Here is a 22,721-nt window from a genome sequence, read left to right as displayed (position 1 = left end):
AATGGCTGACGATAATTCAAGCAAAGAAGACAGAATAATTTCGATAAATATTGATGAGGAAATGCGATCGGCATACATTGATTATTCAATGTCGGTGATTGTTTCCAGGGCGCTGCCCGATGTCCGCGACGGACTAAAACCCGTACACAGGCGTGTATTATTTGGCATGCTTGATTTGGGTTTAAATAACAACAAGCCCTACAAAAAATCGGCCCGTATTGTGGGCGAGGTAATGGGTAAATATCACCCCCATGGCGATAAATCTGTTTATGATACCATGGTGCGTATGGCCCAGGAGTGGAGCCTGCGTTACTTACTGGTAGAAGGACAGGGCAACTACGGCTCGATAGATGGCGATGAGCCTGCGGCAATGCGTTATACAGAGGCCCGCTTACAAAAGCTTGCTGAAGAGATGCTGGCCGACATCAACAAAGATACCATCGATTTTCAATTAAACTTCGACGACTCGTTACAGGAACCAACCGTTTTACCTGCAAAATTCCCTAACCTTTTGGTTAACGGCGCATCGGGTATTGCGGTGGGTATGGCTACCAATATGGCGCCGCACAATTTATCGGAGGTTATTGACGCCACCATGGCATTAATTGATAACCGCCAGATAGAGGTTACCGAGCTAATGAAATACGTAAAAGGCCCCGATTTTCCTACAGGTGGTATCATCTACGGTTTTGAAGGCCCGCGTGAAGCATTAGAAACAGGCAGGGGCAGGATTGTTATCCGCTCAAGGGCCGAGATTGAAACCCATGGTAACGACAGGGAACGTATTATTGTTACCGAAGTACCTTACCAGGTAAACAAGGCGCTGATGATTGAGCGTACTGCCGAACTGGTGAACGATAAAAAACTGGAGGGCATTTCTGCCATCCGTGATGAATCGAGCAGGGAAGGTATCCGCATAGTTTACGAGATAAAACGCGAAGCTAATGCAGCTATCGTACTAAATAACCTGTTCAAATACACCGCGTTACAAACTTCATTTAGTGTAAACAACATCGCGCTGGTTAACGGCCGCCCGATGATGCTGAACCTGAAAGATCTGATTCATCACTTTGTGGAGCACAGGCACGAGGTTGTTATCCGCCGTACTAAATTCGAACTTTCTGAAGCCGAAAAACGCGCCCATATATTAGAAGGTTTATTGATCGCCTTAGATCACCTGGACGAAGTTATCCGCCTGATTCGCGCATCGCAAACACCTGATGAAGCAAGGGAAGGTTTAATGGCCCAGTTTGGATTAAGTGATATCCAGGCGCGTGCTATATTGGATATGACGCTTCGCCGGTTAACCGGACTTGAGCGTGATAAGATCAAGGACGAATACGCGGCCCTAATGAAACTGATTGAACATTTGAAATCTATCCTGGCTGATGAAGGTTTAAGGATGCAGATCATTAAAGATGAGCTGTTAGAGATCAAAGAGAAATATGGTGATGAGCGCCGTACCGAAATGGTTCACTCATCTGCCGAAATGCAAACTGAGGACTTTATTGAGGATGAAGATGTGGTGATCACCATATCGCGCGAAGGTTACATTAAACGTACACCTTTAACCGAGTATCGCCGCCAGGGCAGGGGTGGTAAGGGTTCTATTGGCAGCAATAGCCGCGATGCCGATTTTATTGAGCATTTGCTTGTTGCATCCAACCACAACTACATGCTGTTCTTCACCGAATCGGGCCAGTGTTACTGGTTACGTGTATTTGAAATTCCTGAGGGAACGCGTACATCGAAAGGACGTGCCATCCAGAATATCATCAATATCCCTAAAGAGGAAAACATTAAAGCTTACATTAAGCTGATAAGCCTTAAGGATAAAGAGTACCTGGAAAACAACTTTATTATCATGTGTACCAAAAAAGGTACCATCAAGAAAACTTCTTTGGAAGCATATTCCCGTCCGCGTGCTAATGGTATCAACGCCATTAACATTAACGAAGGCGATTCATTATTAGAAGCAACCTTAACTACCGGTAGCAGCGAAATTGTTATGGCGCTTAAATCGGGTAGGGCTATCCGCTTCAACGAGTCGACAGTTAGACCGATGGGCCGTACCGCTACCGGCGTTCGTGGTATTACTTTGGATGATGAAACAGATGAGGTTGTTGGTATGATCAGCATTAACGACAGCGAGACAACCGTACTGGTAGTATCAGAAAAAGGTTACGGTAAACGTACCGATATTGACGACTACAGGGTAACCAACCGTGGCGGTAAAGGTGTAAAAACTTTAAATATTACCGAAAAAACCGGAAACCTTGTTGCCATAAAAGGTGTTACAGATAAAGAAGATTTGATGATCATCAACAAATCTGGTATTATCATCCGTATTGCCGTAAGCGAGCTGCGTACAATGGGCAGGGCTACGCAAGGAGTACGCTTGATAACCCTTAAGGGTAACGATGAGATTGCTTCGGTTGCTAAAATTGAGCACGACGAGGATGAAGAGAAGGAAATTGATGAAAATGCAGAAGCAGGTACAGCCGATGAAAATGAGGCGACCGAAAGCAGCGAAGAATCAAAAACTGACGAACCACCAACTGAATAACAAATATGCAGTGCCGTAAAATTGTTTTATCGGTTTTAATACCATTTATGACTACAACTTTTGCCTTCGCTCAATCTGAAGCGCTGAAAGTTGTAGTTAATAACCTTGCTTTTTACAAGCAAAACAAAGACCTGAAATACCTGCGGGCGGCCAAAAAATCGGCCGATAGCCTGGTGGTTACCAAATCAGATTCGGCAGATTTAGCTAAAAATACGTACCGGGCCCTGATTAATGCGAGCATTTTATTCGTCGATTCGGCAAATACGCTTGGGCAGCCGCCTGCGTTATTGGCGCAAACAGCCGACCTTACCGATAAACTCTTGGCCAAAAGCAAGATATACAACTATCAGCCCGAAATGGACTACGTAAAACGTTGCCTGGCCAATGTATTCATCAGGAAAGGGTTTGAATTTGTAAATAATTCTGATTTTGCCAACGGCAGGCAGGCATTTGAAAACGCTAAAAAATACGCGCCGAATTTTAAACCGGTTAATGATTACATAGCCTATGCTAATAATAAAATGGGCAATTTGGTTGATGCGGCCAAATATTACAGCAACCTGCTGGCTGTTGATAGCACCCGTACCGAATACATTGAAACTGCTTCGGGCATCTACAAATCATTAGGCGACACCGCGAAAGCGCTTCAAATATTGAAGAAAGGCCGCAAGCTGGTACCCAATGACAGGTTTTTATTGCTGGACGAAGCCAATATTTACAACAATTTAAAAGATTATAAATCGTTAGAGCCATTAATTGCGCAACTACTTGATATTAATTCAAATAACGCCGATATTGCATTCGTAGCCGCCAATTGCTACGATCATCTGAACAAATACGAACAGGCCGAATCGCTTTATTTACATACTATTGAGTTAAATGGCTCGGCTTATGATCCGGCACTTAACCTGGGCTTGTTGTACTTAAAGGAAAGCGCTTTAACAAAGCAGGAGGGGGAGAGCGAGAGAAATATTGGCATGGCTATTCAATGGCTCGAAAAGGCCAATGAAATATCGCCGGGAAATGTGAAGGGTTTACAGGCTTTGCAAATTGTATATGCTAAAACCAATAACAAAGATCAACTTGACAAAATAAACAATAAATTAAAACAGCTAACTAACTAATAAAACATGAAAATCAAACTTTTGATGGCGGGCCTGCTGGGCTTAGTTTCCGCAACAACGTTTGCGCAAAAAGGCGAATTGAACACTGCCAAATCAGAATATGAAAAGTATGAAGGCTTAAGGGGTACACCTTTGGCTAAAGCAAGTTTAACCACCGCGCGCACTTCTATTGATAAAGCTGCCGCTAACGAAAAAACGGCTACATTGCCGCTTACTTACGCGTTAAAAGGTGTTATTTACTCTACCTATGCCAACCTGGATTCGGTAGCCGCTACCTCGTTGCCATTGTTTACAACTGCCGAAGAAGCGTTAAAAAAAGCTAAAGAGTTGGATACCAAAGGCGAAAACAAGCAACTTATTGATGCAGGTAACTTAAACCTGGCCCAATACCAGCTTACCAAAGGCGTTGCCGAATACGGAAGCGGTAAATATGACCTTGCCTATAAATCGTTTGATTATTACCGCACCATATTGCCCGAAGATACCAATGCTATTTATTACACCGGTTTATCGGCAGCAAATTCAAAAAATTACCCTGCAGCCATATCAAACTACACCAAGTTGTTAACAACCAAATTTTCAAAGGTACAGGGCGTTTACCTTGATCTTTCGTCTGTTTACCTGTTAAATGCCGATACAGCAAACGCGCTTAAAGCGGTTAGTGACGGTGTGGCTAAATACCCTAATAATGCCGACCTGCGTAAAAGAGAAATTGAAATAAGCCTGCAAACCGGCAAAGAAAAAGAAGTATTGGACAAAATACAAAGCGCTTTAGCGGCCGATCCTAAAAACAAAACTTTATATTATTATGCAGGTTTAACATATTCACAAACCGCAGAAGCAATTATAAGGGAACAAGCTAAAGCGAAAGATGCCGCTACAAAAGCCAAATTACAGGCAAGCAAAGTTGAAAACTATAACAAAGCTGCCGAAATGTACAAAAAGGCCTTAGAGATAGATCCTAACTATTTTGAAGCCAACCTGAATTTAGGCTACGTTATCATTAACCCGGCTATCGACGATTATAACGCCGCCAATAAGTTGCCGGCCAACAAACAAAAAGAATATGATATAGCTATTGCGAAAGCAAAAACTCAATTTGAGGCTGCAAAACCATATTTGTTAAAAGCCGCAGATTTAAATCCAAAATCTATTGATGCGTTGACAAACTTACGTACTTATTACCTGGGCGTAAAAGACGAGGCAAATGCAACTAAAATAAAAGCACAGATAGAGGCATTGCCAAAACAATAATACTATTAAAAGGAGAGGCTTTCATTGTAAAGCCTCTTTCTTTAATATATCTATTTAACATAATGTTAATTATGGAACTTTGCAAATTGTGTGTTTTAGTTCTTTGACATTCACTGTTATACAGAAATAATAAAATTCAAAAAAGCCCCGAAAAATTTAATATAATATTCGGGTATCTGCAACCCGTTTTTTCACCGGTTGCATTTAACAGAAATTACTTAGTACTTACAACCTTAAACTATTATTAAACTTATGCAATTAGTTACAATGACGTACAAAGGCGTCACGTATGATCTGGGCTATATCTTGCCCGTTTGGGTTGATATCAAACAACAGTTTGTTATCATTCCGACCTTTGATTTCAGACCACCGTTTGTTTTACTCCGGATGGAGCGTTGTCACCTCCGGATGTCTGAACAGGCGTTACAACATTTAAAGGATGGTAAAACAATTCCACATTTTAGGCGGGCTAAACCTTTAGCAATTGAGCCGTTGCATAATATTATAGTAAGTTAAGATTACTACATATTCATTTCTGTAAAGCGCCCTCCGGGGCGCTTTACTTGTTTAAAAACTTTTTTAACCTCAAACTTCAAACATTATGGAAAAATTACTATACAGGTTTCTGTACCTGTTAATTTGGTTTATATCTCTAACCGCTGCTGTCGGCTTTGTGCTGTTAGCATACAACGTGTTAACTGGTGGTTTACATAAATTTTAAAACTTCAAGCTATGACAAAATCTTCTGTACTATCCCATTCGTTTAGTAAAAAAGAACGTGCTACTTTGATTGCTCTTCTTGAAAAACTTTATCTAAACGAACATTTCAATTGGGAGTTTTTTAAAAAACATCTACAACCGGATTCAAAGAAAACATTGGTTTCTATTCGAGACCGTGAATACAGGATTCAGATCAAGTCAATTGAAATATTACTTCACAAATTTCAGTCACCTCTAATTAATAATAACAATGGCCGTCCAAATTTTAGAAAAACCCTTACTACTTAGCCCCGGTGAAATAGGTTTTCACGTGGTTAAGGGCGCAAAGTTGCTGATTCAGATTGTATCTGATAATGGCAAAGATGTTGTTTATACGTTTCCGCTTAAGATGGATAATGTCGAACATAGTGCGCCTAAAAATGAGGTTTATTTACCTCTTGGCGGTCTTGGCACTTACTTTAAGTACGCATAGTATGAAAACATCTGCTGCGGCTATTAGCCGCTTAAAACAATGGGAAAGCTTTAGTTCTAAAGCGTACCCGGATGGTTTTTCGAATGGTGTGCAAATGTATTCCATTGGTTACGGCCATCAGATACGTATCGGTGAAACCGCATTGCGAACGCAAATTATAACCGTTGCAAAAGGTACTACTTTGTTAATGGAAGACGTTTATCCTTTAGAGGTTCAAATTAACCGGGATTTAAAAGTTCAACCCACACAAAACCAGTTTGACATGTTAGTCAGTTTTGGTTATAATGAGGGTTCTGGCGCCCTTGGAAAAATTATTACCCTTTGGAACGGTAGCCGCAACGTTAAAGCCGTTACTGATAAGATGCTCCAATACGATAAAACGCATAAAAACGGTAGTGGTGAGTTGATTACGTCTACTGCACTTCATAGCAGGCGTTTAAAAGAGATAGCTATTTTTAATAGCGGCCTCCCTCCTGTTTCGCCCGTTGTTAAAACTGGCATTATTGCGGCTGTTTGTATCGGTGCTGCCGCTTATTTTTTAACGTAGTATGCAGCAGAAATTTTATAATGTCATTATAAAGGCTGATTCTATTCAGTTTCTTAAGTTTCACGGCATTACAAAATTCGATAAGCTCTATAGGTGGCTTGATCGCAAATACCCTGACTGGCGTTGGGGCAATGTTTTTTATTATCGTAAACAGGTTGGGTCTTTTACAAAACACAACCGGCCCGTTTCGTTTTAACTACATTAACCTATACCATTCATCAAAAAAACTGTGCATTTAGTGGATTACAAGGATTTAGGCTGTTAGCCCTAAAATCGGCATGGCTATGAAATAGGCGTGTTGGTAAGGGGCGCTACGGCCTTTCTTGGTATCCCCTATGCACTTGATTTTCTAACTTTTAACCTCCAAAATTATGTACATCTTAAAAAAACAATTGCCTTTCCTGCCTAATACCCCGTTTTACAGGGGGACACCTGGTCTTTTCCGTGATCTTGATTATGACCATCGTTCATTTGGTACATTTAAACGTTATCGTGCTAAAGTGTTTCGTTGGTATTTTCAGGCATGGTATACAAACCTTTGGTTTAAGGGCGAAATCGAAAAAATACATATTCGACTTTGAACACAGACACTTTAACGCACCCTATCACGCAAGTGGTTGCCGGTGCCGCTCCTATCGCCGCAAGTATGCCTGATATGCATAGCATAGGCAATACAATTGTAAACTATACTGGCGCTCTGCTTGCCTCTACCCTAATTCACCTATTTTTTAATTTAATTACAAAACTTAAAAACTCCAAAGATGGAAAAGACAACTCAATCGATCAAAAAAGCGAAAACAGTTAAAAGTACTGTTGGCTCTCCTGCTGCTTCTAAAAGCGTTGAAACGTTTCAAAATGATTTGCCTTATGAACTTGTTTCAAGCTTCCGCTTAAAGCGACTTAAGCCAAAGGCAACGGATCAGCTTATTAAATTATTAATTGATTCTGAGGACTTTAAACAGCTTCAATTGCTCGGTATAAAGTACGGTGTTACTTACTGCGAAGTACTAAAAGGCTTACTTAGCCGTGAATTAATGGACGTTAACAACGGTTCTACCCTTTCTCATTACATCCCTGTTTTACAGGCTTAAGATGTGTGTATGTTCCAAGTTTGTAACACGGAACATTCAGTCCAACGGGTTGGACTTTTAAACCTCTAACCTCTGATTTACTACAATCACATTTATTGATTTATCAGTTCATAATGACAAAAAAGACACGTAAACCTAAAACAAATAAACTACGTGCTTTGCAAACTAAGTATAACAAGCTAAAACAAAAAAGCATGGCATTTTTTAAATCTCGCCGCTCTGGCGGTCGTAGTTCTTACGGTGGTGGTTATAATAAACCCCGTTACAATAAACCCCGCTATAGCGGTCGTCGCTCTTCCGGCCGTGGCGGTTCTCGTATTCCAATTGTGGGGCGTTTAATCCCACGTGCTTTGCAACCTTTTATCCTCCTTGCCGCTATTGTTGGCGGCGTCTGGTACTTTTTTAAAGACCAGTTAAAACCAATGATTGAAAAACTTAAAAACCACGCTGCATAATGATTATACGTAATCGTGAAACACAAACAGAAAACATCCGCAATCAGACAATAAACGGCTTAGCGGTGTTGGCCTATCTTATTAATCCAAGTGGAACCCCTGTAAGTTCGGATGTTGATTTCGAACAATCGGTAGTTAAAGTGATCCTTAACCGAAACGGGCAACAGGACATTATCGTTCAGGACGATCTTAAAAAGTTGGGGCTTGCTTCAAGTATTGATATGCTTAATCAATACGCATTTGATACAGCCGGTGCCACAATTAATAGTAACCTGGGTTCTCTTGTTGCCTTTATGATACCGTTTGGCGGACATATCAATCTTAAAGGTGACGATTTTCTTTTTATTGAGGTTACCAACCTGAAGGACTTGTTTACCTCCGCAATACAGGTTAGTTCCTATCTTGAAATCAAGCCTTTAAAATCAGTAGGTTATGAAGAGTTTATTCCATCTATCAAAACGGTAGTGGTTCAAGCTTCTGAAAGTAGCCGCAAATATGATTTGGGCGATAATGTTAAACGTGCGGTTATCTTGAATTACGATAAAACCGACTTCACAAATAACGTGATTCAGAACATTACCGTTTCGTCAGATCGCTATAGCGAAAATTTGACGTTCGGTGATTTGATTTTATCAAAGGTATCCCGGTACGGAAAGCAACTTATTCCCGTTGGCGCAAACTATGATTTGGCAACGTCATTCCAGCAAGATCAATCGTTCGTGTTGATGGATTTCCATCAGCATTTTAATTCGGTTGAACTTGACATCAAATTTAATTCTGGGCAGGTTACGCAAGGTAAGAACATCCTTGTGTATTGGACATACCGTACTGATATGACCATATTAAACAAAGCTGCTAACCTGCAAGCCAAACATCAGGAAAAGGCCGTTGCTGCCATCCCTGCAAAAACTACGTAACATGTCGTTTTGGAAAACCTTTGGTAAGATAAACCTCGGTTTAGCTAAAGTGGTTGGGAAGACTGCCGGTAACGTAGTAGGTAGCTATGTTGGTATTAAAGGCCTTGGCAATGTGTTTGACAAAAACAAAAGTAATGCCACTGGTGGCGCTGTTGTTACTTCTGTCGATGGTACTCAAAGTAATTCACCTGCTTCACCGTCTATTGGTGGCGCTATTACGGGTTTTTTGGGGGCTGCTACCGGCTTAATGGCCGGTAAAACACACGCACAAGTTGACGTAAATACTGGCGTAGGTGGTCGCCTTGGCGATGCCGGTACTCCCGGCGGTCTCCCCTCTTGGGCTATACCTGCTGCTATTGGTGGCGGTTTATTGCTCCTTTTAACTGCCGGTCGTGGCCGTAAATAAAATCTAACTTAAAACAATCATTTTTAAGAAGTTTAAGACGCTTTATTTATGCCGGGGGCTGTTTATGGCTCCCGGCTTAAAAGTGTCTTAAATCTAAATTTATAAAAAATAACTTAATGAAATTACCAAATTTGATAAATGCGGTTTTGCAAAAAACTGCTCCTATTGATCCTACGGACTTAAACGAATTGACTAATAAGGCGGCTTTGTGGTATGACCAAAATATAAAAGAGGTCGAACGCAAAGAACGTGAAAGCGTTGATCTTGAATTAAAAGACAAAGTTTTCAAACATTTAGACAGTTGGTACGTGCGTATAGGATTGGCTTTCAGCTTCTTCTTTATTGTGCGTTTTATTCAAAACGCAATGAATCCCGGCGATGATGAGCCGGACACTAACGATATGCCCGGATAATGGCATTTGAGGGTAATATCGATGGGTTTATGAGAATGTTTGGTAAGAGTGACGGTATTGGCGATTATGACAACTCCTATAAAGGAAATTATAAAAACAGGTCAAATAATCGTGATCGGCATTATTACCAAACTACACAAAACGTAGACCCCGAAACGGGCGAAGTTTTAGACTTTAAGCCTAATAAAAACCTCAAAAATCCCTATAAAATGGCTTATCGTAAATCGTTTAAAGCCTCGGGCTTTTCAGTGCCGCAACCTAAAAAGATTTTAGATATAGCTATTATGGGCGCTATCGGTTATGGTGCTTACTTACTTTATATCAGAATTTTAAAACCTCTTGGTAATTCGGCTTTAGACAATGCAAAGGATAAAGCAGAAAATATAATAGGTGAAAGCTATGTTGATAGTACTGCCGCCGCTGTTCAAAATAATAAAGCGACTGCTACCGGGCTAGCTAAGACCGGCTTTTCAGTTGGCAGTTTGCATATGAAAAATGCCGGCTTGCTTCATGATCTTATGGATTCTGCTTGGGTTAACCATGATCAGATAGTTAAAACGGTAAAAAGTATGAGTAAACAGACTTTTCAATTGGTTGCTACCGCCTATGGGGTGCGTGAATTACCAAAGTATGCAGGTTCGTTTAGCCACGTTCTAAACGGGTCGTTGTGGACTTTTGGCAGTTCATGGGGTGTCAACAAATTGTCAGGTACTTTGAAACAGCATTTAAATATAGTTCTGACCAGTTCTGAACTGGGTTCTATTTCGTCATGGCTTAATTTAATTACATAATGATTGCAGAAAAAAACACACTTTCGCAAGTATTCGTAAAAGGTAACGATTACGGTACTGAAGAGTGGTGTAAACAGTTACTCCAAAACGTGACATCAAAAAAGCTTGATAATGTCAATGCTTATGTAGGTGTTATTCGTTTTCCATCGGATGACTTTTTAGACCATCAGTTAAACCAACATCAAACTACGCAATTTCAAAATTCAATTTATGTCGGCTATATGGATATGCTGTTACCGAAACAGGAAACTGCGGGTAATAACTTAGGCTATAGTCGGTTAACTTTTAACTTAAGCGGTGCTACCCGTACGTTTATACAGTTGTCTTACGGCTCATTAAGTGACCCTGCGGATAAAGCTGCGTTTAAACAGTTCATATTAAGTCAGTATGATGAAATAAGCGATGGGTTGGTATTTAGCCGGGATTGTATGCAATATCTGACTGATATTAAACTTTCGGGTAGTTATTATTTACATGACGGCTCTTCTTTTACACCTGTATTAACCGGTTCATTCATACCCTCAATTGAATTTGAGGTGTTGGTATCCGGTTATAAATGTTTGTTGTTATGAGTAAATGGGGACATTATATTAAATCCAGTTTTAGCGATTTGCGTTGCTGTGATGAAACAACGTCAACTACCGTTGACCCCGGTAATCCATCTATTACATATGGTTGGCGTGCTTTAGCAAGTTCGCTAACTTGTGTTTTAGATGGTAACGGTAATAATACCGGTTATGCACATTATGCAACATTAGAGAAGTATAATACTGCGACCGGTGTTGCGACCGGTGACACAAAGGCAAATAATGTTAGTGATTCTGATTACGTAAGTGATCATATAGACACTAATACCTGCGCTGTAACTGGTACAATAACCGCTCATAACGGCACTTCTAACTCTCATACTATTATTCATTTAAGTTCTATAGACGGGCTTACTGTAGATATTGATTTGTATCCGGGACAAACTAAGACGCTTAATATAGCAAATCGTTTATGGACGGTTAATGTGGTTAATGTTCCTGCCGGTGGGTCTACCTCTGGCCAATTTGCTACTACTGTTAATAGTAATACGATTCCTTTAAACTTTAATGAACATCACGACTTTTCGGCAAACGTTCCCGTTTCTGTTCAGGTTGTACCAAATTAAAAAATCATGAATATTAACATCTCTGATCCTACACCCAAAACGGGTGTGGACGTCTCGGCTGCTTATCAGGCCGGTTATAATCAGTATCCTGTAGACCATCCGCCGGTTGATGGAAATAATTTCTATTCACTTGGTTATGCGGATGGATATGCTAATTACCCAATAAGTAACCCCGTTCATATCACATATTTTTTAACAATCCTTAATAATACTCCTAGTCATTTGTTTTTACAATTTAAGTTAGGGGACGCTGTTTTAATTGACCTTAACATTCCGCCCTTTGATTATTATATTCATGATATATCAGAAATGCCGCAACCTGTTCATTTGGTTGCTCATACTGATGTTCCCTATAAAATCGATACCCTTTATTGGTTAGGGGATGATGGCGGTGGTTTTGCTCATAATGGTGTTACCGCTAATACTATTGATATGACTTCGGAATTCTTTACACGTCAATTTACGCAAACTTGGACATGACAAAAAGTGAATTAGTTGCGAAACTTAAAGCAGATCAGATTGAAAACAAATTTTCCCTTGATGGGGAGTATGTTGTTTTTGATAAAACTTCAAACCTCAAATATCAGCCTTACGGTTATGGCTTTACGCTTGGTGATTTGCTTACTGGGAATCCAGTTAGTAATACCAGGTTAAACGTTGCATTGTTGTTAACCCTTTCGGGCGTACAGGCGGATGGGACGTTTACAGACCTTAAAGTATTGGCTTCTTATCGTTCTCCTGAATACGATCTCTTAAACTTCGGCCAATCCGATAGTAAGTTGTACACTAAAGGCGATGCGCTTGCGCTCGGAACAAAAGATGTTGACGGATTATTAGCGGCTGTTAAAACCAATTTTACCCCCGGTGAAATTGGTGTTTACAAATGGGGCGTACATATAGGACGTACAAAGGAGCCAAAAGAGTGGGATAAACGATCAGATACCTCCATTAAACAAAAAGCTTTAGACTTTTTAATTAACGACAAAATGAAAAACATTTTATTATTAGGTGCGGCCGCTGCGGCCGGTTGGTTTTTCTTCATAAGGAAAAAATCGTAATTTCTTTCCAACTAAGACAATAGTTATTTAGGCCGGGTTCGTCCCGGCCTTTTGTTTTTCTCTATTCTAAACCTTAAACCATTCATCAAAATGTCAATTAGAATTGAACATAAGATTTGGTATATCAAAGAATTTAAAGACGGCAAAGAATTTTACGACTTTAATCTTAGGGATATACCTACGGATATGCTTTCGCATATCGTTCATGCACTTACATATGAATCACTGGCACGTGCCGGCGTGCTGTATGACCAAACGAAATTAGAAAAGGAGTTTGGTATCAAGATAGATTATTTCAAGGCTGTTGAGCAGGCTATTAATGCTAAAAAGACTTTGATAAATATAGATTTTGATAAGGAGCGTGAAAGGAACAATAAAATCTATTTAGACCACTGTAAAGCGACAGGTCTTGACCCTAAACAAATATTCATTGATTTTCCTATTTCAAAATGATTGATACAATCGAATTTAAACTTAACAATGTCGACACTTACAATATTATCAAAACTCAATTTGAACGGACGTCAAAAGTCGGTTCGACAACGTTCTTGGTTGATGAGGACACGGGCGAAGTTTTTGAGAATAGCAAAATTCGTGCTGTTCTTCATCATGATACTAATAACATTACTGCTTTTACTAAGCGTTCTTCTATTTATATTGCCTCAAGTCATTATACTTTATCTTACGTTTATAATATTTCGCAAAATTTCATAGCCTTTAATTTTGCTATTCCAAAGTATTTGTTTGGTACCAATATTTTACAGTTTATTAGGTATTACAGCCAATCTCCTGAAACTGTTTATCAATATTTTATGGATTTTGTGCATGGCTTTGTTAAAAAGCATTTTTTACAAACTGTTAAGATGTTTGATATTGAATTAACACGTCTTGACCTTTGTTATAATCAGTTTTTCAACTCAAAAAATGATGCGTTGTCATACTTGGAACAACAAAAGGTATTGTTAAAAAAATATGGCCGTTCCTCAAAGAATGAGGGTAAAGATTACGGTACTACTATTTTTTATCATACTAAACGTTATTCTTTCAAAATTTACCATAAGGGTACAGAGTTCAAAAAGAACGACCGTAAAGAGTTGATTAAGAAAAATAACACTGGTGAAACCTTAGACCATTTGCAGGAAATGGCCGACCGGATATTAAGGTATGAGGTTACGTTCCGGGCGTCTCAAATGAATTATCTGTTTGAAAAGGCGGAATTGCATGCTAAGTATGTGCCTTTTGTTTTCGATCAGACAAACCATTTGTGGGCGCGTAAAACTTCACCGGAATTTTATAAAAATGCTATGCGTTTTGTGGAACAAAGTAAGCATTTTGTTTTTGAGCCGGTAACGCATCATGATGCTGTTATAACGCAAAGTGTTCACTTCTCGTTAGACTTATTCAAAGAAATGTTTAATTTCTTTTGGGATAAGGTGAAAGATTACCAGCTTACCCAAAAGCTTTCAATTTTTGATGTTATGCAAAAAGTAGATAGTTTAAACGAAAAACGGGACAATATTAGAAAAGAAAATGAAAAGCTTAGGCGTGAAAATTCGTACAATAAGCCTATGATAGTTGCGCTTTCATTGTTAAGTCAATATTATTCACTGGATGAGTTGAGAAAAAGTGAGTTGCTTCCCCGTTCTACTTTCTTTCACTATCAAAAAAAATTAAAAGAGGTTGGTATAACCTCTGAAAGTATTTTGCAGGGTATGCCCGCCCCTACCCTTGATTATTCGGACTATAAATATTACTTTGGTCGTCATCATTTAAAATAGACCTTATTATTATGGATAATCAAGTTGCTGACCGCCTTAAGTCGCAAGTCAGTGTTAATAGATTTTTGATAGCTGCTGTTATCGTGTTACTTGGTTGGAACTTCTTGCTGACTAAGACCGTTCTTGAATCTTCTGACGGTTACATTAAAAAATCAAATTTTGATTTAGTAAATTCCCGCCTTGATGTTAACGATAAAAATATAGAGAAACTTTTCCGTAACGATAGCGTCATTGTTGCAAATCAAAACACTATCCAGTCTAACCAACAGAAACAATCTTTGATTTCGTTTTTGTTAAAAGCATTTTAAAAAAAAATATTATAATATTTTTTTTGCAATTGTCAAAAAACTACTATATTAGTGGTGTGATTGTCTATGCGATATAGATTTATTCATAAACACAATCTGTGTACTTCTCAAAACCCCGTTTAGAGCCTCCCACGGCCTTTTTTTTCACTGGGGTATATCACGCAAAGTCATTTAACAGTCTGTTAATTATGGGATAAATGGATATATTGCGGCAATTAATATTTAAGTCACAAAAACTTAAAAATTGATCATTTTACAACTGTAGCTTCCAATTCAATTTTTAATGTTTCAAAAAGACTTTTCACTTCCAATAAAGTAGTCGCTTGCTTAATGCCATGTTTAGCTATCCAGGCTTGAAAGATATCAAAGCATTCGAAAAGCTCGGCCGACGAAGTTGTGTAAATGTTCAACCGTACAATATCGCCGCAATCGTACCCAGCGGTACTGATAACTTGTTCCAAATTTTGTATGGCCTGGATTAATTGAGTTTTCATGTCGGCAGTACTTGTTTTTCCTTCAGCATCTATAGATGTTTGCCCCGAAATATATAGTGTGCTTGTTGGCTGCTTTACTTCAACGGCTTGTACATAACTGCGATCATCCTGCCATTGCCAGGGGTTAATTATTCGTTTTTCCATGTTTGTTTTCAATTTGTGTCACTCGTGAGCGACGGGTTATTAAAAAATATTCACCACAAAGATGAAGACAGCGCATTTTTTTTTTGCGTGACAAACATCACAATTTTAAAATTGAATAAAATTAAACAGAACGCCAAAGCCTGCTAAGAGTTTCGCGGGAAACACCTAAATATGAAGCAATCAATGTTTTAGGTACCCTTTGAAGTAGTGAAGGATACTGTTTTAACAGTTGTTCATAGCGCTCCTTTGCATTGGAGGTTAGGAAAGACAATATGCGCTGCTGCGAACCAACGTGACCGAAATTTGCTTTTTTAAGAAAAAAATGTTCCATCTTTTGCAGGCCTGCACATAGTTTTTGGTAGTCATGCAGCGAAAGGCAGAACACAACGCTGTCTTCAAGGCATTTTAACGACATGGTTGCTTTAGTTTGCATATAATAAGCCAGGAAATCACTTTCCCACCAGTCCTCCATCGCAAAAGAAACGATATGCTGATCTCCGGATTCATCGTTATGTACCAACATTAAAAGCCCAGATATCACAAAATAACAATATTTTACGCTTTCGCCTTTTTGAATAAGAAACTCGCGTTTTTTATACTTTTTAATAGTAAAATGCGAGGATACGAACGCAAACTCATCATCGGTGAGCGGTACTATTTTTTCTATATGTTCCCTTAGTTTTTCCTGCATGTATCAGAGGAATTAACGTCTGCATTCCTTATTAAAACAAAATCCTTAATCTTAAAAGCTGCATCCAAATCAAAATACTGCTGTTTCAGTAACTCTTTCTGTAAATTGACCGGTAAATAATGTCCCCATTTTGAAAAAAACAATATCCCTGGTTTTTCCATAATCAGGCGTTCCAGGTGTTCGTCCGCTTCTTCCAATATATCTGTAATCTTAGGCCATTTTGCTTCAAACTCTTCTGGCAATAATTTTATCGTAAAACTTCCGGTACTTTCATTTCCTGTATGTTGTATCCCATTCAAATCAAGCAACCAACTGATCGTTCTATTGACTTTGGAACCGCAAAAAGCAAAGAGCCTTAACTGGCTTTTTTCCACCATTAGCGGCATTTCCAGTTTCAGATTACTGATCTTAAATACCCTGAAATATCTGCGCAATTTTTCTATTTCCGTTGCACTAATTTCATTCAATACCTCATAATGCTCCGTGCTAAACAATACTTCATACATTTTTTCTCTAATCCGGCCATGCAGATCTGCTCCATCCCCAGAAAATATCGGGCTTTTCCCATCAACAGCTTTAATTACCTCAATTTTTTTTGCTTCATAATCCACAAACCTGATCTTCCAGATTTTCGCAGCCAGGAAAATATTCTCATCCTCCCGAATCTGCGGAGACAATGGAATTTGCCCAATTGTATTTCCCGCGTTGACTACTTTAAAGTAAATCTGTGATTGGAATACGCTGTAAAAGTCTCGCTTATTAACAATTTTCTCGCCTTCGACACCAATAATCACTTCATCTCTCAATTGCTCCAATAAATCTGTTTTGATCAAATGGTCGATGATATCCATTATTTGTGCTTTAGTAATCAAACTAAAAGCAAAATTCTTCTGCAATTGCCTTATCAGCTCCAATTTGTTGATGCCTGAATGTCCTTTGGTGATTGACATTGCCTGATGAAGTAAAATATCATAAGAGAAGTCGGTAATCGAGGGTGGTTCAATAAATCCCTCTTTGTAAAGTAACCAACAAGCAAGCGACTGCAATAAACTCCAGGGAGAAGTAGCATATAAAAACAGCTTACTTACTGCTCCCTCCTTCCGGCCGCTACGCCCTATCCTTTGTATTAACGAAGCGATACTATGTGTTGCATCGATTTGGATCACTTCATCCACCGTCCCAATATCGATGCCGAGCTCCAGCGTGGATGTACAGGAGATGGAAAAATTTTGGTAGATATTACTCTTGGCAAATTCTTCTACATATTCCCGCACTTGTTTGTCGACTGAGGAATGATGTGAAAAGTAGTTCTGGTGTCCCCCTACTCTTTCTGCAATTTTCAATAATTTAACTGCTACATATTCAGCCTTTCCCCTGCTATTGGGAAAAATCAATGCTTTGGTACAGCTGATTTCTTTATACAGGTCCTTTAACAACTCAAGCGGTAACTCCGCTGTTTCTTCCTCAAAGTATCGAAAGTGTGCTTCAATCTCTTTAGGTGTCCGGTCAATCAGCACCTTCGTGTGTGATTCATCTCCTGTGAATTTCTTTGCTTCATTAAAATCTCCCAGGGTAGCAGACAATCCGACTACTTTAAAAGGAATGGTTTGTATTGACTGTAACCGTGATAATAAAGATTTTAATTGAACACCACGGTCTGATCCAATGAAGGCATGAATTTCATCTATCACAACATACTCAAGATTTGCAAACAACTCCTTAACCTGGTAAGGCCTGTTCACAAACATCGCTTCTATAGATTCCGGCGTGATCAAGACGATACCCTGCGCATCTTTGACCAATTTATCTTTTAAAGTTTTATTGGCTTCGCCATGCCACTTAGTTACTTTTACCTCCAAATCCCGGCATAATTTTTCAATTCGTTCAAACTGGTCGTTTATTAAAGCGATTAGTGGTGAAATGTACAACACCCGTACCCCTCTCCCATTAAAATTCACCTTGGATAAGATTGGCAAAAAAGCAGCTTCTGTTTTTCCTGAAGCCGTTCTGGAGGCCAGAATATAATGATCCTCAGTAGTCATGATCCGGGCTATTGCCGCGGTCTGGATGGGGCGTAACTGTTCCCAGCGTTTTTCCCGGATGTATTTTCGTATTGGTACAGAAAGCAGGTCAAATGACATTATAATTCCTCTATTCCTGCTAACAATTCATCTGTTGGGCGTTCATCGGAGATTTGGATCTCGCCAAAAAGCTTTCGCTTATCAAAACCAGGGTTCTGCCGCAGGATATTGAGTATGTTCAGAAAATCCCGGATCACCTCCCTTGGTGTCAGGAATTCTGCTGCGCCCGGTTTGTTAAATATCTCCTCCATGAATTGCGCGATATCGTGGTCGTCAAAATCGATTTCTGAACCGTAATTTAGATCAAAAATAAATTTTAGCTTTTGGAGCAATACAAATATTTCATTATTGTCAATGGGTAACAAACGGATAACAGGTTGTGCAAAATCCCGAATATCAATCGTTTCAAATTTATTGGTTTCCAACCGGGTTTTCAAAGCCTGGTAACTGAACAGTCCTCTACGCTCGTTCTCCAGGAATTCCCGCGTACCAGCGAAGTTGATATACAGGTTAGAAATCTTGCCCTGGAAACAATCGTTATAAATGCTCAGGATCTTTTCATAATTCTTCTCCCGCATGGCTGCTGTTGATATCTTATATAGGTTGATTGCCTCGTCCAGGTTGATGACAAAACCGCTGTAGCCCATGCTCACAAACAGACGGCAGAAGTTTTTGAGCATATCATAATAGTTCAGGTCATTGATAATCTCCCTCACTCCTAAGTCCTGGCGGGCTTCTATTTTGGTTGTGTATTCGCCCTTCAGCCACTTCAATGCATTCCTTCGTAGCATCTCATCATCATTAATATAACCCTCATAGTATTTCATCACCACTGTTCCAAAATCAAAGCCGCCTACATCAGTAAGCTCATTAATTGTCTTCATTATGCCCGATTGGATCAGCGGCAGGTATTGCGCGTTGCGTATATCGGTGATTGAGATTTGGTTATCTTCCGCAGTTTTCACAAGTACTTGCTCTATCCATTTCTCCATCAATGTTGGTAGCGCTCCTCCTTCCGGTTTGGTCTGAATAGCTATATTATCCATGATGGCGGCATATAAAGCTGTACCCTTGCCATCATTAGCATATAATCGGTTGTCTGGTGTAAAATCAGCATTGGCAACCACAAACTTCTGCTTCAAGGCTACGGTATTAAGCAGATGTAAAATAAAAGACTTGCCCGAACCAAAATCCCCGATCCAGAACTTCACTAGGCTGTGTCCGTTCTTGACATCCTCCAGTGCCGATACAACCGCATTGATTTCGTCGGAACGCCCGACAGTAATATGCTGTACACCAATCTTGGGTACTACTCCTCCAATAAGGGAATTGATAATAGAGGTAGCTTCTTTAGGTTTAATATTCGCTATCATGTTGCTAAAAGGTTTTGATAATAGTTTTCGTTGATAATATAATTTTCTTCTTCCTCTTCAATCAAAATATCGTCTAATAAATCATAGCATATTTCATTGATCCGGTCGATTAGTTGATTTTTAAAAGCACCATGCTGTTTTGCAAAGGATTCAAGTTCTATCACAGGTATAGTTAGATTCCCTTTCCGAAATAGTTCCAACACATCCAGTTGAATAGCAGAAAATAATAATGTTTGTTGAAATAGGCTTCCAAGCCTAACCTGTGCAATTGGCGTAATTCTAATCGCGACTTCATCAGTAGGGATAATCAGAGATTTCATCTTCACAGGCTCTGCTTCAGTCTCATCATCCAGATACCGGTTTAGCAGCTCCACTGTCCCCGAATGTTTTTCGCTGATTTGACTGATCGCATCAGGGTCAAGCAGAATCTTTTTCCTTTTGGGCTGATACAACTTCTCGACCGCTGTTAACGCTTTTTCAAGGTCTTTATCCCGGATCAGCTCATTGACTATATGCTCAAAATCCGCCAATTGCTCCCCGGTACTAAACAGGTTTTTTTGGACGGTTTTATTAAGCGACCTGTTATCAAAGACCGATGAGTTCAGATCGACATGAATGTGATGAATATATAAGCTGAGCGCTATAATTTTATCCTGCCTGGCAATAAATTTAGCCGCTTCAAAATAGATCATCTCTACGGAAGGGTTTTGATGGTTAAGTTTGGCTAAATCCAATACCTGCTTATAAAACTGTTTCGCCTCTTTACCAAATTTGTCGCAGATCAACTGAAAATTAACTTTCCAACGGGCAGTATTGCGGGTAAAGAGTTCTATTTCTGTAGTCTCATCTGGTTGTTCGATCCTGTTTATCCAAACCGGAAACAACAGTTTTAGCTTACTAATTAGCTTGGATTCATATAACTCTAAAATATCAGCATCAGGATCAAGAACATCTACATTCAGTTTTCTGGTATGCGCATAGGCATCCCGTACCGCGTTTTCGGTATATTTAAAAATCAGTGTATAAATATTGTTTAAAGCCGATAGAATAGTGTATTTGTAATTATAATTGTTCATCCCGGCCCCCAGCTTCCGGTGTGTAACAAGATCGGCCAGCATGTGAAATTCTACTGCCACAACCGTACCCTCCTTTCGGTACCGGTGATCAAGTGCTGCTATCATCAACAGGAATAATTTCACGGTTTCGGTTAGACAGAACTCTATATTGCAAAAGTTATTATCAGGGTACCATATCCTATTGAGCAAATCCACTTCACGCTCGGAAAGGTTCAGCTTTTTCCGGTACTTATTACCCAACTTCAAGCCGTAATCGTTTACAGCGGCGTACTGAAATTCCCTGATTCGCCCAATACCCTTTTGGTCACCCTGCTCTTCCATAACCAGGCTCAGTGAAGATAAGCCCTGTGGCCTTGTTTTAGAATATGCAGATATCAAACGTATGATCTGTTTTTCCAGGCGAGGCAATTCTTTATGAGCGTTGTAATCTTTTAAAAGGTCAAAAAGCAGTGTAAAGGCATAATTGGTGTTCCCTTCCAGGTCTAAATTAGTACCTGATAAGAAGCTCTTTTTAAAATGCTGGTAAAACTGTACCTGATCTGGTGTTCCCGTTCTAAGTTCATCAGTTGAATAAATATATTGGTGTGCCCATGTAGGAACTCCTGCGGGATAATGAATAACGGCTGAAACATCACGATCATAAACAATAACTGCCGACTGGCCGGTTACATCTATAATATCATCTTCATTGCCCTGATCATTATTGTGATCGAGGTAATTTAAAGGATTAGTTTCTATTTGTTGATCCATTTTATAGGATAAGGTTTTAGTAAAACTAATATAAACTTTAGTTAGCGGAAATAAAATAAAAATGATAAAGCACATTGATGAACCCTTATGACTCAGGTTACCTCAATGTTATCCTATCAACTTTTATCTAAAACTATTTCGGCCTTTTTTCGGTTCTATAATATCTTGTTTGGGAAAATTAAACATTTTTTGTTGATATATTTCCATAGTTTTCATCTGTTATTAAGAATAACTTTCTTTAAATCAACTACTTTTTCTCCGCAACAAACCAGGATGCCACATATGCTGTAAATGTTCCGAACAGCCCCACCCCGGCAGTCATCAATACCGCTGCTATAACACGGCCTTCTGTAGTTACCGGAAACTTATCGCCATAACCCACCGTGGTAATGGTTACATACGACCACCAAATGGCGTCTTCCGCCGATTTAATATTACAGGTCGGATCTTTTTCAACCTGTAAGATAGCTATGGAAGAAAATATAATCAGCAGTACAGCTAATATGGCTACTGAGGTAAGCGCGCCCTGGGCTTTGTTTCTGAATACATAATTTAGAAAGCTTTGCGTGGAACGAAATGCCCGGATAAGGCGAAGCAATCGGATCAATCTTAAAATTCGGCCCGCTCTTAAATAACTAATTGCCGGAACGCTGGATATGAGATCTACCCAGCCCCATCGCATAAATTTTAACTTATTTTCGGCCTGAAAAAAACGAACACAGAATTCTGTAAAGAAAAATACACAAATGGTGTTGTCTATATAACTGAGAAGAATGGAGGTCTCTTCCGGCAGAACAAAAATGGTATCAATCAATATTGCTAATAGTACATAAACTGATAATACAAATACAACCAGGTTGAGGATGCCCAACTGATTTTCCTTGGTAATGGTTACACTCATTTATGACAGGGTTTAATGGCGATAATGAAATTAAGGTTTAAATATTTAGTTTTCAGCTGTTTTGAGATAAATATGGCAATAATTTATTTGATTAACAATCAAAGTTATTTCGAAAAAAAGACACGATTGTTTTAACACTAAGAACATAAAAGTCACCA

General features: G+C 39.3%; 25 protein-coding genes. 19 read left to right on the top strand and 6 right to left on the bottom strand.

Features of this window, described 5'->3' with window-relative positions; all coding sequences use genetic code 11:
* Nucleotide 1: 1 nt before the first annotated feature.
* The 19 genes from gyrA to AC1DXF_RS23625 all read left to right on the top strand — a co-directional run bounded on the left by gyrA (nt 2) and on the right by AC1DXF_RS23625 (nt 15,053).
* A complete protein-coding gene (gene gyrA / locus AC1DXF_RS23715; protein WP_477451185.1) occupies nt 2–2,566 on the top strand; it encodes a DNA gyrase subunit A in 2,565 nt (854 codons plus the stop codon).
* A gap of 5 nt (nt 2,567–2,571) precedes the next feature.
* The gene (locus AC1DXF_RS23710; RefSeq protein WP_477451184.1) at nt 2,572–3,690 is read left to right on the top strand and encodes a tetratricopeptide repeat protein; all 1,119 of its coding nucleotides are present in this window, start codon (nt 2,572–2,574) and stop codon (nt 3,688–3,690) included.
* A gap of 6 nt (nt 3,691–3,696) precedes the next feature.
* Nucleotides 3,697–4,944: a tetratricopeptide repeat protein gene (locus AC1DXF_RS23705; protein WP_477451183.1), complete on the top strand. Its 1,248-nt coding sequence runs from the start codon at nt 3,697–3,699 to the stop codon at nt 4,942–4,944.
* A gap of 252 nt (nt 4,945–5,196) precedes the next feature.
* Nucleotides 5,197–5,460, top strand: coding sequence for a hypothetical protein (locus AC1DXF_RS23700; protein ID WP_477451182.1), 264 nt, complete (start codon nt 5,197–5,199; stop codon nt 5,458–5,460).
* A 454-nt stretch (nt 5,461–5,914) separates the two neighbouring features.
* A complete protein-coding gene (locus AC1DXF_RS23695) occupies nt 5,915–6,136 on the top strand; it encodes a hypothetical protein (RefSeq protein WP_477451181.1) in 222 nt (73 codons plus the stop codon).
* Nucleotides 6,084–6,683: a lysozyme gene (locus AC1DXF_RS23690; protein WP_477451180.1), complete on the top strand. Its 600-nt coding sequence runs from the start codon at nt 6,084–6,086 to the stop codon at nt 6,681–6,683. The genes AC1DXF_RS23695 and AC1DXF_RS23690 overlap by 53 nt, the downstream gene beginning before the upstream one ends.
* A gap of 761 nt (nt 6,684–7,444) precedes the next feature.
* Complete coding sequence (locus AC1DXF_RS23685; protein WP_477451179.1) at nt 7,445–7,774, top strand: hypothetical protein; 330 nt, start codon at nt 7,445–7,447, stop codon at nt 7,772–7,774.
* Nucleotides 7,775–7,887: 113 nt separating this feature from the next.
* The gene (locus tag AC1DXF_RS23680; RefSeq protein ID WP_477451178.1) at nt 7,888–8,229 is read left to right on the top strand and encodes a hypothetical protein; all 342 of its coding nucleotides are present in this window, start codon (nt 7,888–7,890) and stop codon (nt 8,227–8,229) included.
* Complete coding sequence (locus tag AC1DXF_RS23675; RefSeq protein WP_477451177.1) at nt 8,229–9,146, top strand: hypothetical protein; 918 nt, start codon at nt 8,229–8,231, stop codon at nt 9,144–9,146. Before AC1DXF_RS23680 ends, AC1DXF_RS23675 begins: the two co-directional genes overlap by 1 nt.
* Nucleotide 9,147: 1 nt before the next feature.
* The gene (locus AC1DXF_RS23670; protein WP_477451176.1) at nt 9,148–9,552 is read left to right on the top strand and encodes a hypothetical protein; all 405 of its coding nucleotides are present in this window, start codon (nt 9,148–9,150) and stop codon (nt 9,550–9,552) included.
* 116 nt (nt 9,553–9,668) lie between these two features.
* A complete protein-coding gene (locus AC1DXF_RS23665; protein ID WP_477451175.1) occupies nt 9,669–9,965 on the top strand; it encodes a hypothetical protein in 297 nt (98 codons plus the stop codon).
* Nucleotides 9,965–10,756 (top strand): hypothetical protein, encoded by a 792-nt coding sequence (locus tag AC1DXF_RS23660; protein ID WP_477451174.1) that lies wholly within the window; start codon nt 9,965–9,967, stop codon nt 10,754–10,756. Before AC1DXF_RS23665 ends, AC1DXF_RS23660 begins: the two co-directional genes overlap by 1 nt.
* Nucleotides 10,756–11,328, top strand: coding sequence for a hypothetical protein (locus tag AC1DXF_RS23655; protein WP_477451173.1), 573 nt, complete (start codon nt 10,756–10,758; stop codon nt 11,326–11,328). The genes AC1DXF_RS23660 and AC1DXF_RS23655 overlap by 1 nt, the downstream gene beginning before the upstream one ends.
* Nucleotides 11,325–11,909 carry a hypothetical protein gene (locus tag AC1DXF_RS23650; protein ID WP_477451172.1) on the top strand — a complete coding sequence of 195 codons (585 nt, stop codon included), beginning with the start codon at nt 11,325–11,327 and terminating at the stop codon, nt 11,907–11,909. The genes AC1DXF_RS23655 and AC1DXF_RS23650 overlap by 4 nt, the downstream gene beginning before the upstream one ends.
* 6 nt (nt 11,910–11,915) lie before the next feature.
* Nucleotides 11,916–12,389, top strand: coding sequence for a hypothetical protein (locus AC1DXF_RS23645; protein ID WP_477451171.1), 474 nt, complete (start codon nt 11,916–11,918; stop codon nt 12,387–12,389).
* On the top strand, nt 12,386–12,967 hold the full coding sequence (locus AC1DXF_RS23640) for a hypothetical protein (protein WP_477451170.1): 582 nt from the start codon (nt 12,386–12,388) through the stop codon (nt 12,965–12,967). The genes AC1DXF_RS23645 and AC1DXF_RS23640 overlap by 4 nt, the downstream gene beginning before the upstream one ends.
* Nucleotides 12,968–13,057: 90 nt before the next feature.
* Nucleotides 13,058–13,420 (top strand): hypothetical protein, encoded by a 363-nt coding sequence (locus AC1DXF_RS23635; protein ID WP_477451169.1) that lies wholly within the window; start codon nt 13,058–13,060, stop codon nt 13,418–13,420.
* On the top strand, nt 13,417–14,745 hold the full coding sequence (locus AC1DXF_RS23630; protein WP_477451168.1) for a phage/plasmid replication domain-containing protein: 1,329 nt from the start codon (nt 13,417–13,419) through the stop codon (nt 14,743–14,745). Before AC1DXF_RS23635 ends, AC1DXF_RS23630 begins: the two co-directional genes overlap by 4 nt.
* Before the next feature lie 11 nt (nt 14,746–14,756).
* Nucleotides 14,757–15,053: a hypothetical protein gene (locus AC1DXF_RS23625; RefSeq protein ID WP_477451167.1), complete on the top strand. Its 297-nt coding sequence runs from the start codon at nt 14,757–14,759 to the stop codon at nt 15,051–15,053.
* A 248-nt stretch (nt 15,054–15,301) separates the two neighbouring features.
* Here AC1DXF_RS23625 and AC1DXF_RS23620 read toward each other — a convergent pair whose 3' ends face one another.
* From AC1DXF_RS23620 to AC1DXF_RS23595, 6 genes are all read right to left on the bottom strand, one after another.
* Nucleotides 15,302–15,691, bottom strand: a complete 390-nt coding sequence (locus tag AC1DXF_RS23620) for a RidA family protein (protein WP_477451166.1) — start codon at nt 15,689–15,691, stop codon at nt 15,302–15,304.
* A gap of 121 nt (nt 15,692–15,812) precedes the next feature.
* A complete protein-coding gene (locus AC1DXF_RS23615) occupies nt 15,813–16,382 on the bottom strand; it encodes a Crp/Fnr family transcriptional regulator (RefSeq protein ID WP_477451165.1) in 570 nt (189 codons plus the stop codon).
* A complete protein-coding gene (locus AC1DXF_RS23610; protein ID WP_477451164.1) occupies nt 16,367–18,523 on the bottom strand; it encodes a DEAD/DEAH box helicase in 2,157 nt (718 codons plus the stop codon). The genes AC1DXF_RS23615 and AC1DXF_RS23610 overlap by 16 nt, the downstream gene beginning before the upstream one ends.
* Nucleotides 18,523–19,836 (bottom strand): ATP-binding protein, encoded by a 1,314-nt coding sequence (locus AC1DXF_RS23605; protein WP_477451163.1) that lies wholly within the window; start codon nt 19,834–19,836, stop codon nt 18,523–18,525. The genes AC1DXF_RS23610 and AC1DXF_RS23605 overlap by 1 nt, the downstream gene beginning before the upstream one ends.
* On the bottom strand, nt 19,833–21,662 hold the full coding sequence (locus AC1DXF_RS23600; protein ID WP_477451162.1) for a tellurite resistance TerB C-terminal domain-containing protein: 1,830 nt from the start codon (nt 21,660–21,662) through the stop codon (nt 19,833–19,835). The genes AC1DXF_RS23605 and AC1DXF_RS23600 overlap by 4 nt, the downstream gene beginning before the upstream one ends.
* 247 nt (nt 21,663–21,909) lie before the next feature.
* Complete coding sequence (locus AC1DXF_RS23595; RefSeq protein WP_477451161.1) at nt 21,910–22,563, bottom strand: potassium channel family protein; 654 nt, start codon at nt 22,561–22,563, stop codon at nt 21,910–21,912.
* Nucleotides 22,564–22,721 lie beyond the last annotated feature (158 nt).

The sequence above is a fragment of the Mucilaginibacter sp. P2_A5 genome, assembly GCF_056404995.1.
This window is presented reverse-complemented; position numbering and strand designations above follow the sequence as displayed.

Excerpts from the sequence above, each read along its gene's own strand:
- gyrA (WP_477451185.1), top strand. The coding sequence starts at position 2 with ATGGCTGACGATAATTCAAGCAAAGAAGACAGAATAATTTCGATAAAT.
- AC1DXF_RS23710 (WP_477451184.1), top strand. The coding sequence starts at position 2,572 with ATGCAGTGCCGTAAAATTGTTTTATCGGTTTTAATACCATTTATGACT.
- AC1DXF_RS23705 (WP_477451183.1), top strand. The coding sequence starts at position 3,697 with ATGAAAATCAAACTTTTGATGGCGGGCCTGCTGGGCTTAGTTTCCGCA.
- AC1DXF_RS23700 (WP_477451182.1), top strand. The coding sequence starts at position 5,197 with ATGCAATTAGTTACAATGACGTACAAAGGCGTCACGTATGATCTGGGC.
- AC1DXF_RS23695 (WP_477451181.1), top strand. The coding sequence starts at position 5,915 with ATGGCCGTCCAAATTTTAGAAAAACCCTTACTACTTAGCCCCGGTGAA.
- AC1DXF_RS23690 (WP_477451180.1), top strand. The coding sequence starts at position 6,084 with ATGAGGTTTATTTACCTCTTGGCGGTCTTGGCACTTACTTTAAGTACG.
- AC1DXF_RS23685 (WP_477451179.1), top strand. The coding sequence starts at position 7,445 with ATGGAAAAGACAACTCAATCGATCAAAAAAGCGAAAACAGTTAAAAGT.
- AC1DXF_RS23680 (WP_477451178.1), top strand. The coding sequence starts at position 7,888 with ATGACAAAAAAGACACGTAAACCTAAAACAAATAAACTACGTGCTTTG.
- AC1DXF_RS23675 (WP_477451177.1), top strand. The coding sequence starts at position 8,229 with ATGATTATACGTAATCGTGAAACACAAACAGAAAACATCCGCAATCAG.
- AC1DXF_RS23670 (WP_477451176.1), top strand. The coding sequence starts at position 9,148 with ATGTCGTTTTGGAAAACCTTTGGTAAGATAAACCTCGGTTTAGCTAAA.
- AC1DXF_RS23665 (WP_477451175.1), top strand. The coding sequence starts at position 9,669 with ATGAAATTACCAAATTTGATAAATGCGGTTTTGCAAAAAACTGCTCCT.
- AC1DXF_RS23660 (WP_477451174.1), top strand. The coding sequence starts at position 9,965 with ATGGCATTTGAGGGTAATATCGATGGGTTTATGAGAATGTTTGGTAAG.
- AC1DXF_RS23655 (WP_477451173.1), top strand. The coding sequence starts at position 10,756 with ATGATTGCAGAAAAAAACACACTTTCGCAAGTATTCGTAAAAGGTAAC.
- AC1DXF_RS23650 (WP_477451172.1), top strand. The coding sequence starts at position 11,325 with ATGAGTAAATGGGGACATTATATTAAATCCAGTTTTAGCGATTTGCGT.
- AC1DXF_RS23645 (WP_477451171.1), top strand. The coding sequence starts at position 11,916 with ATGAATATTAACATCTCTGATCCTACACCCAAAACGGGTGTGGACGTC.
- AC1DXF_RS23640 (WP_477451170.1), top strand. The coding sequence starts at position 12,386 with ATGACAAAAAGTGAATTAGTTGCGAAACTTAAAGCAGATCAGATTGAA.
- AC1DXF_RS23635 (WP_477451169.1), top strand. The coding sequence starts at position 13,058 with ATGTCAATTAGAATTGAACATAAGATTTGGTATATCAAAGAATTTAAA.
- AC1DXF_RS23630 (WP_477451168.1), top strand. The coding sequence starts at position 13,417 with ATGATTGATACAATCGAATTTAAACTTAACAATGTCGACACTTACAAT.
- AC1DXF_RS23625 (WP_477451167.1), top strand. The coding sequence starts at position 14,757 with ATGGATAATCAAGTTGCTGACCGCCTTAAGTCGCAAGTCAGTGTTAAT.
- AC1DXF_RS23620 (WP_477451166.1), bottom strand. The coding sequence starts at position 15,691 with ATGGAAAAACGAATAATTAACCCCTGGCAATGGCAGGATGATCGCAGT.
- AC1DXF_RS23615 (WP_477451165.1), bottom strand. The coding sequence starts at position 16,382 with ATGCAGGAAAAACTAAGGGAACATATAGAAAAAATAGTACCGCTCACC.
- AC1DXF_RS23610 (WP_477451164.1), bottom strand. The coding sequence starts at position 18,523 with ATGTCATTTGACCTGCTTTCTGTACCAATACGAAAATACATCCGGGAA.
- AC1DXF_RS23605 (WP_477451163.1), bottom strand. The coding sequence starts at position 19,836 with ATGATAGCGAATATTAAACCTAAAGAAGCTACCTCTATTATCAATTCC.
- AC1DXF_RS23600 (WP_477451162.1), bottom strand. The coding sequence starts at position 21,662 with ATGGATCAACAAATAGAAACTAATCCTTTAAATTACCTCGATCACAAT.
- AC1DXF_RS23595 (WP_477451161.1), bottom strand. The coding sequence starts at position 22,563 with ATGAGTGTAACCATTACCAAGGAAAATCAGTTGGGCATCCTCAACCTG.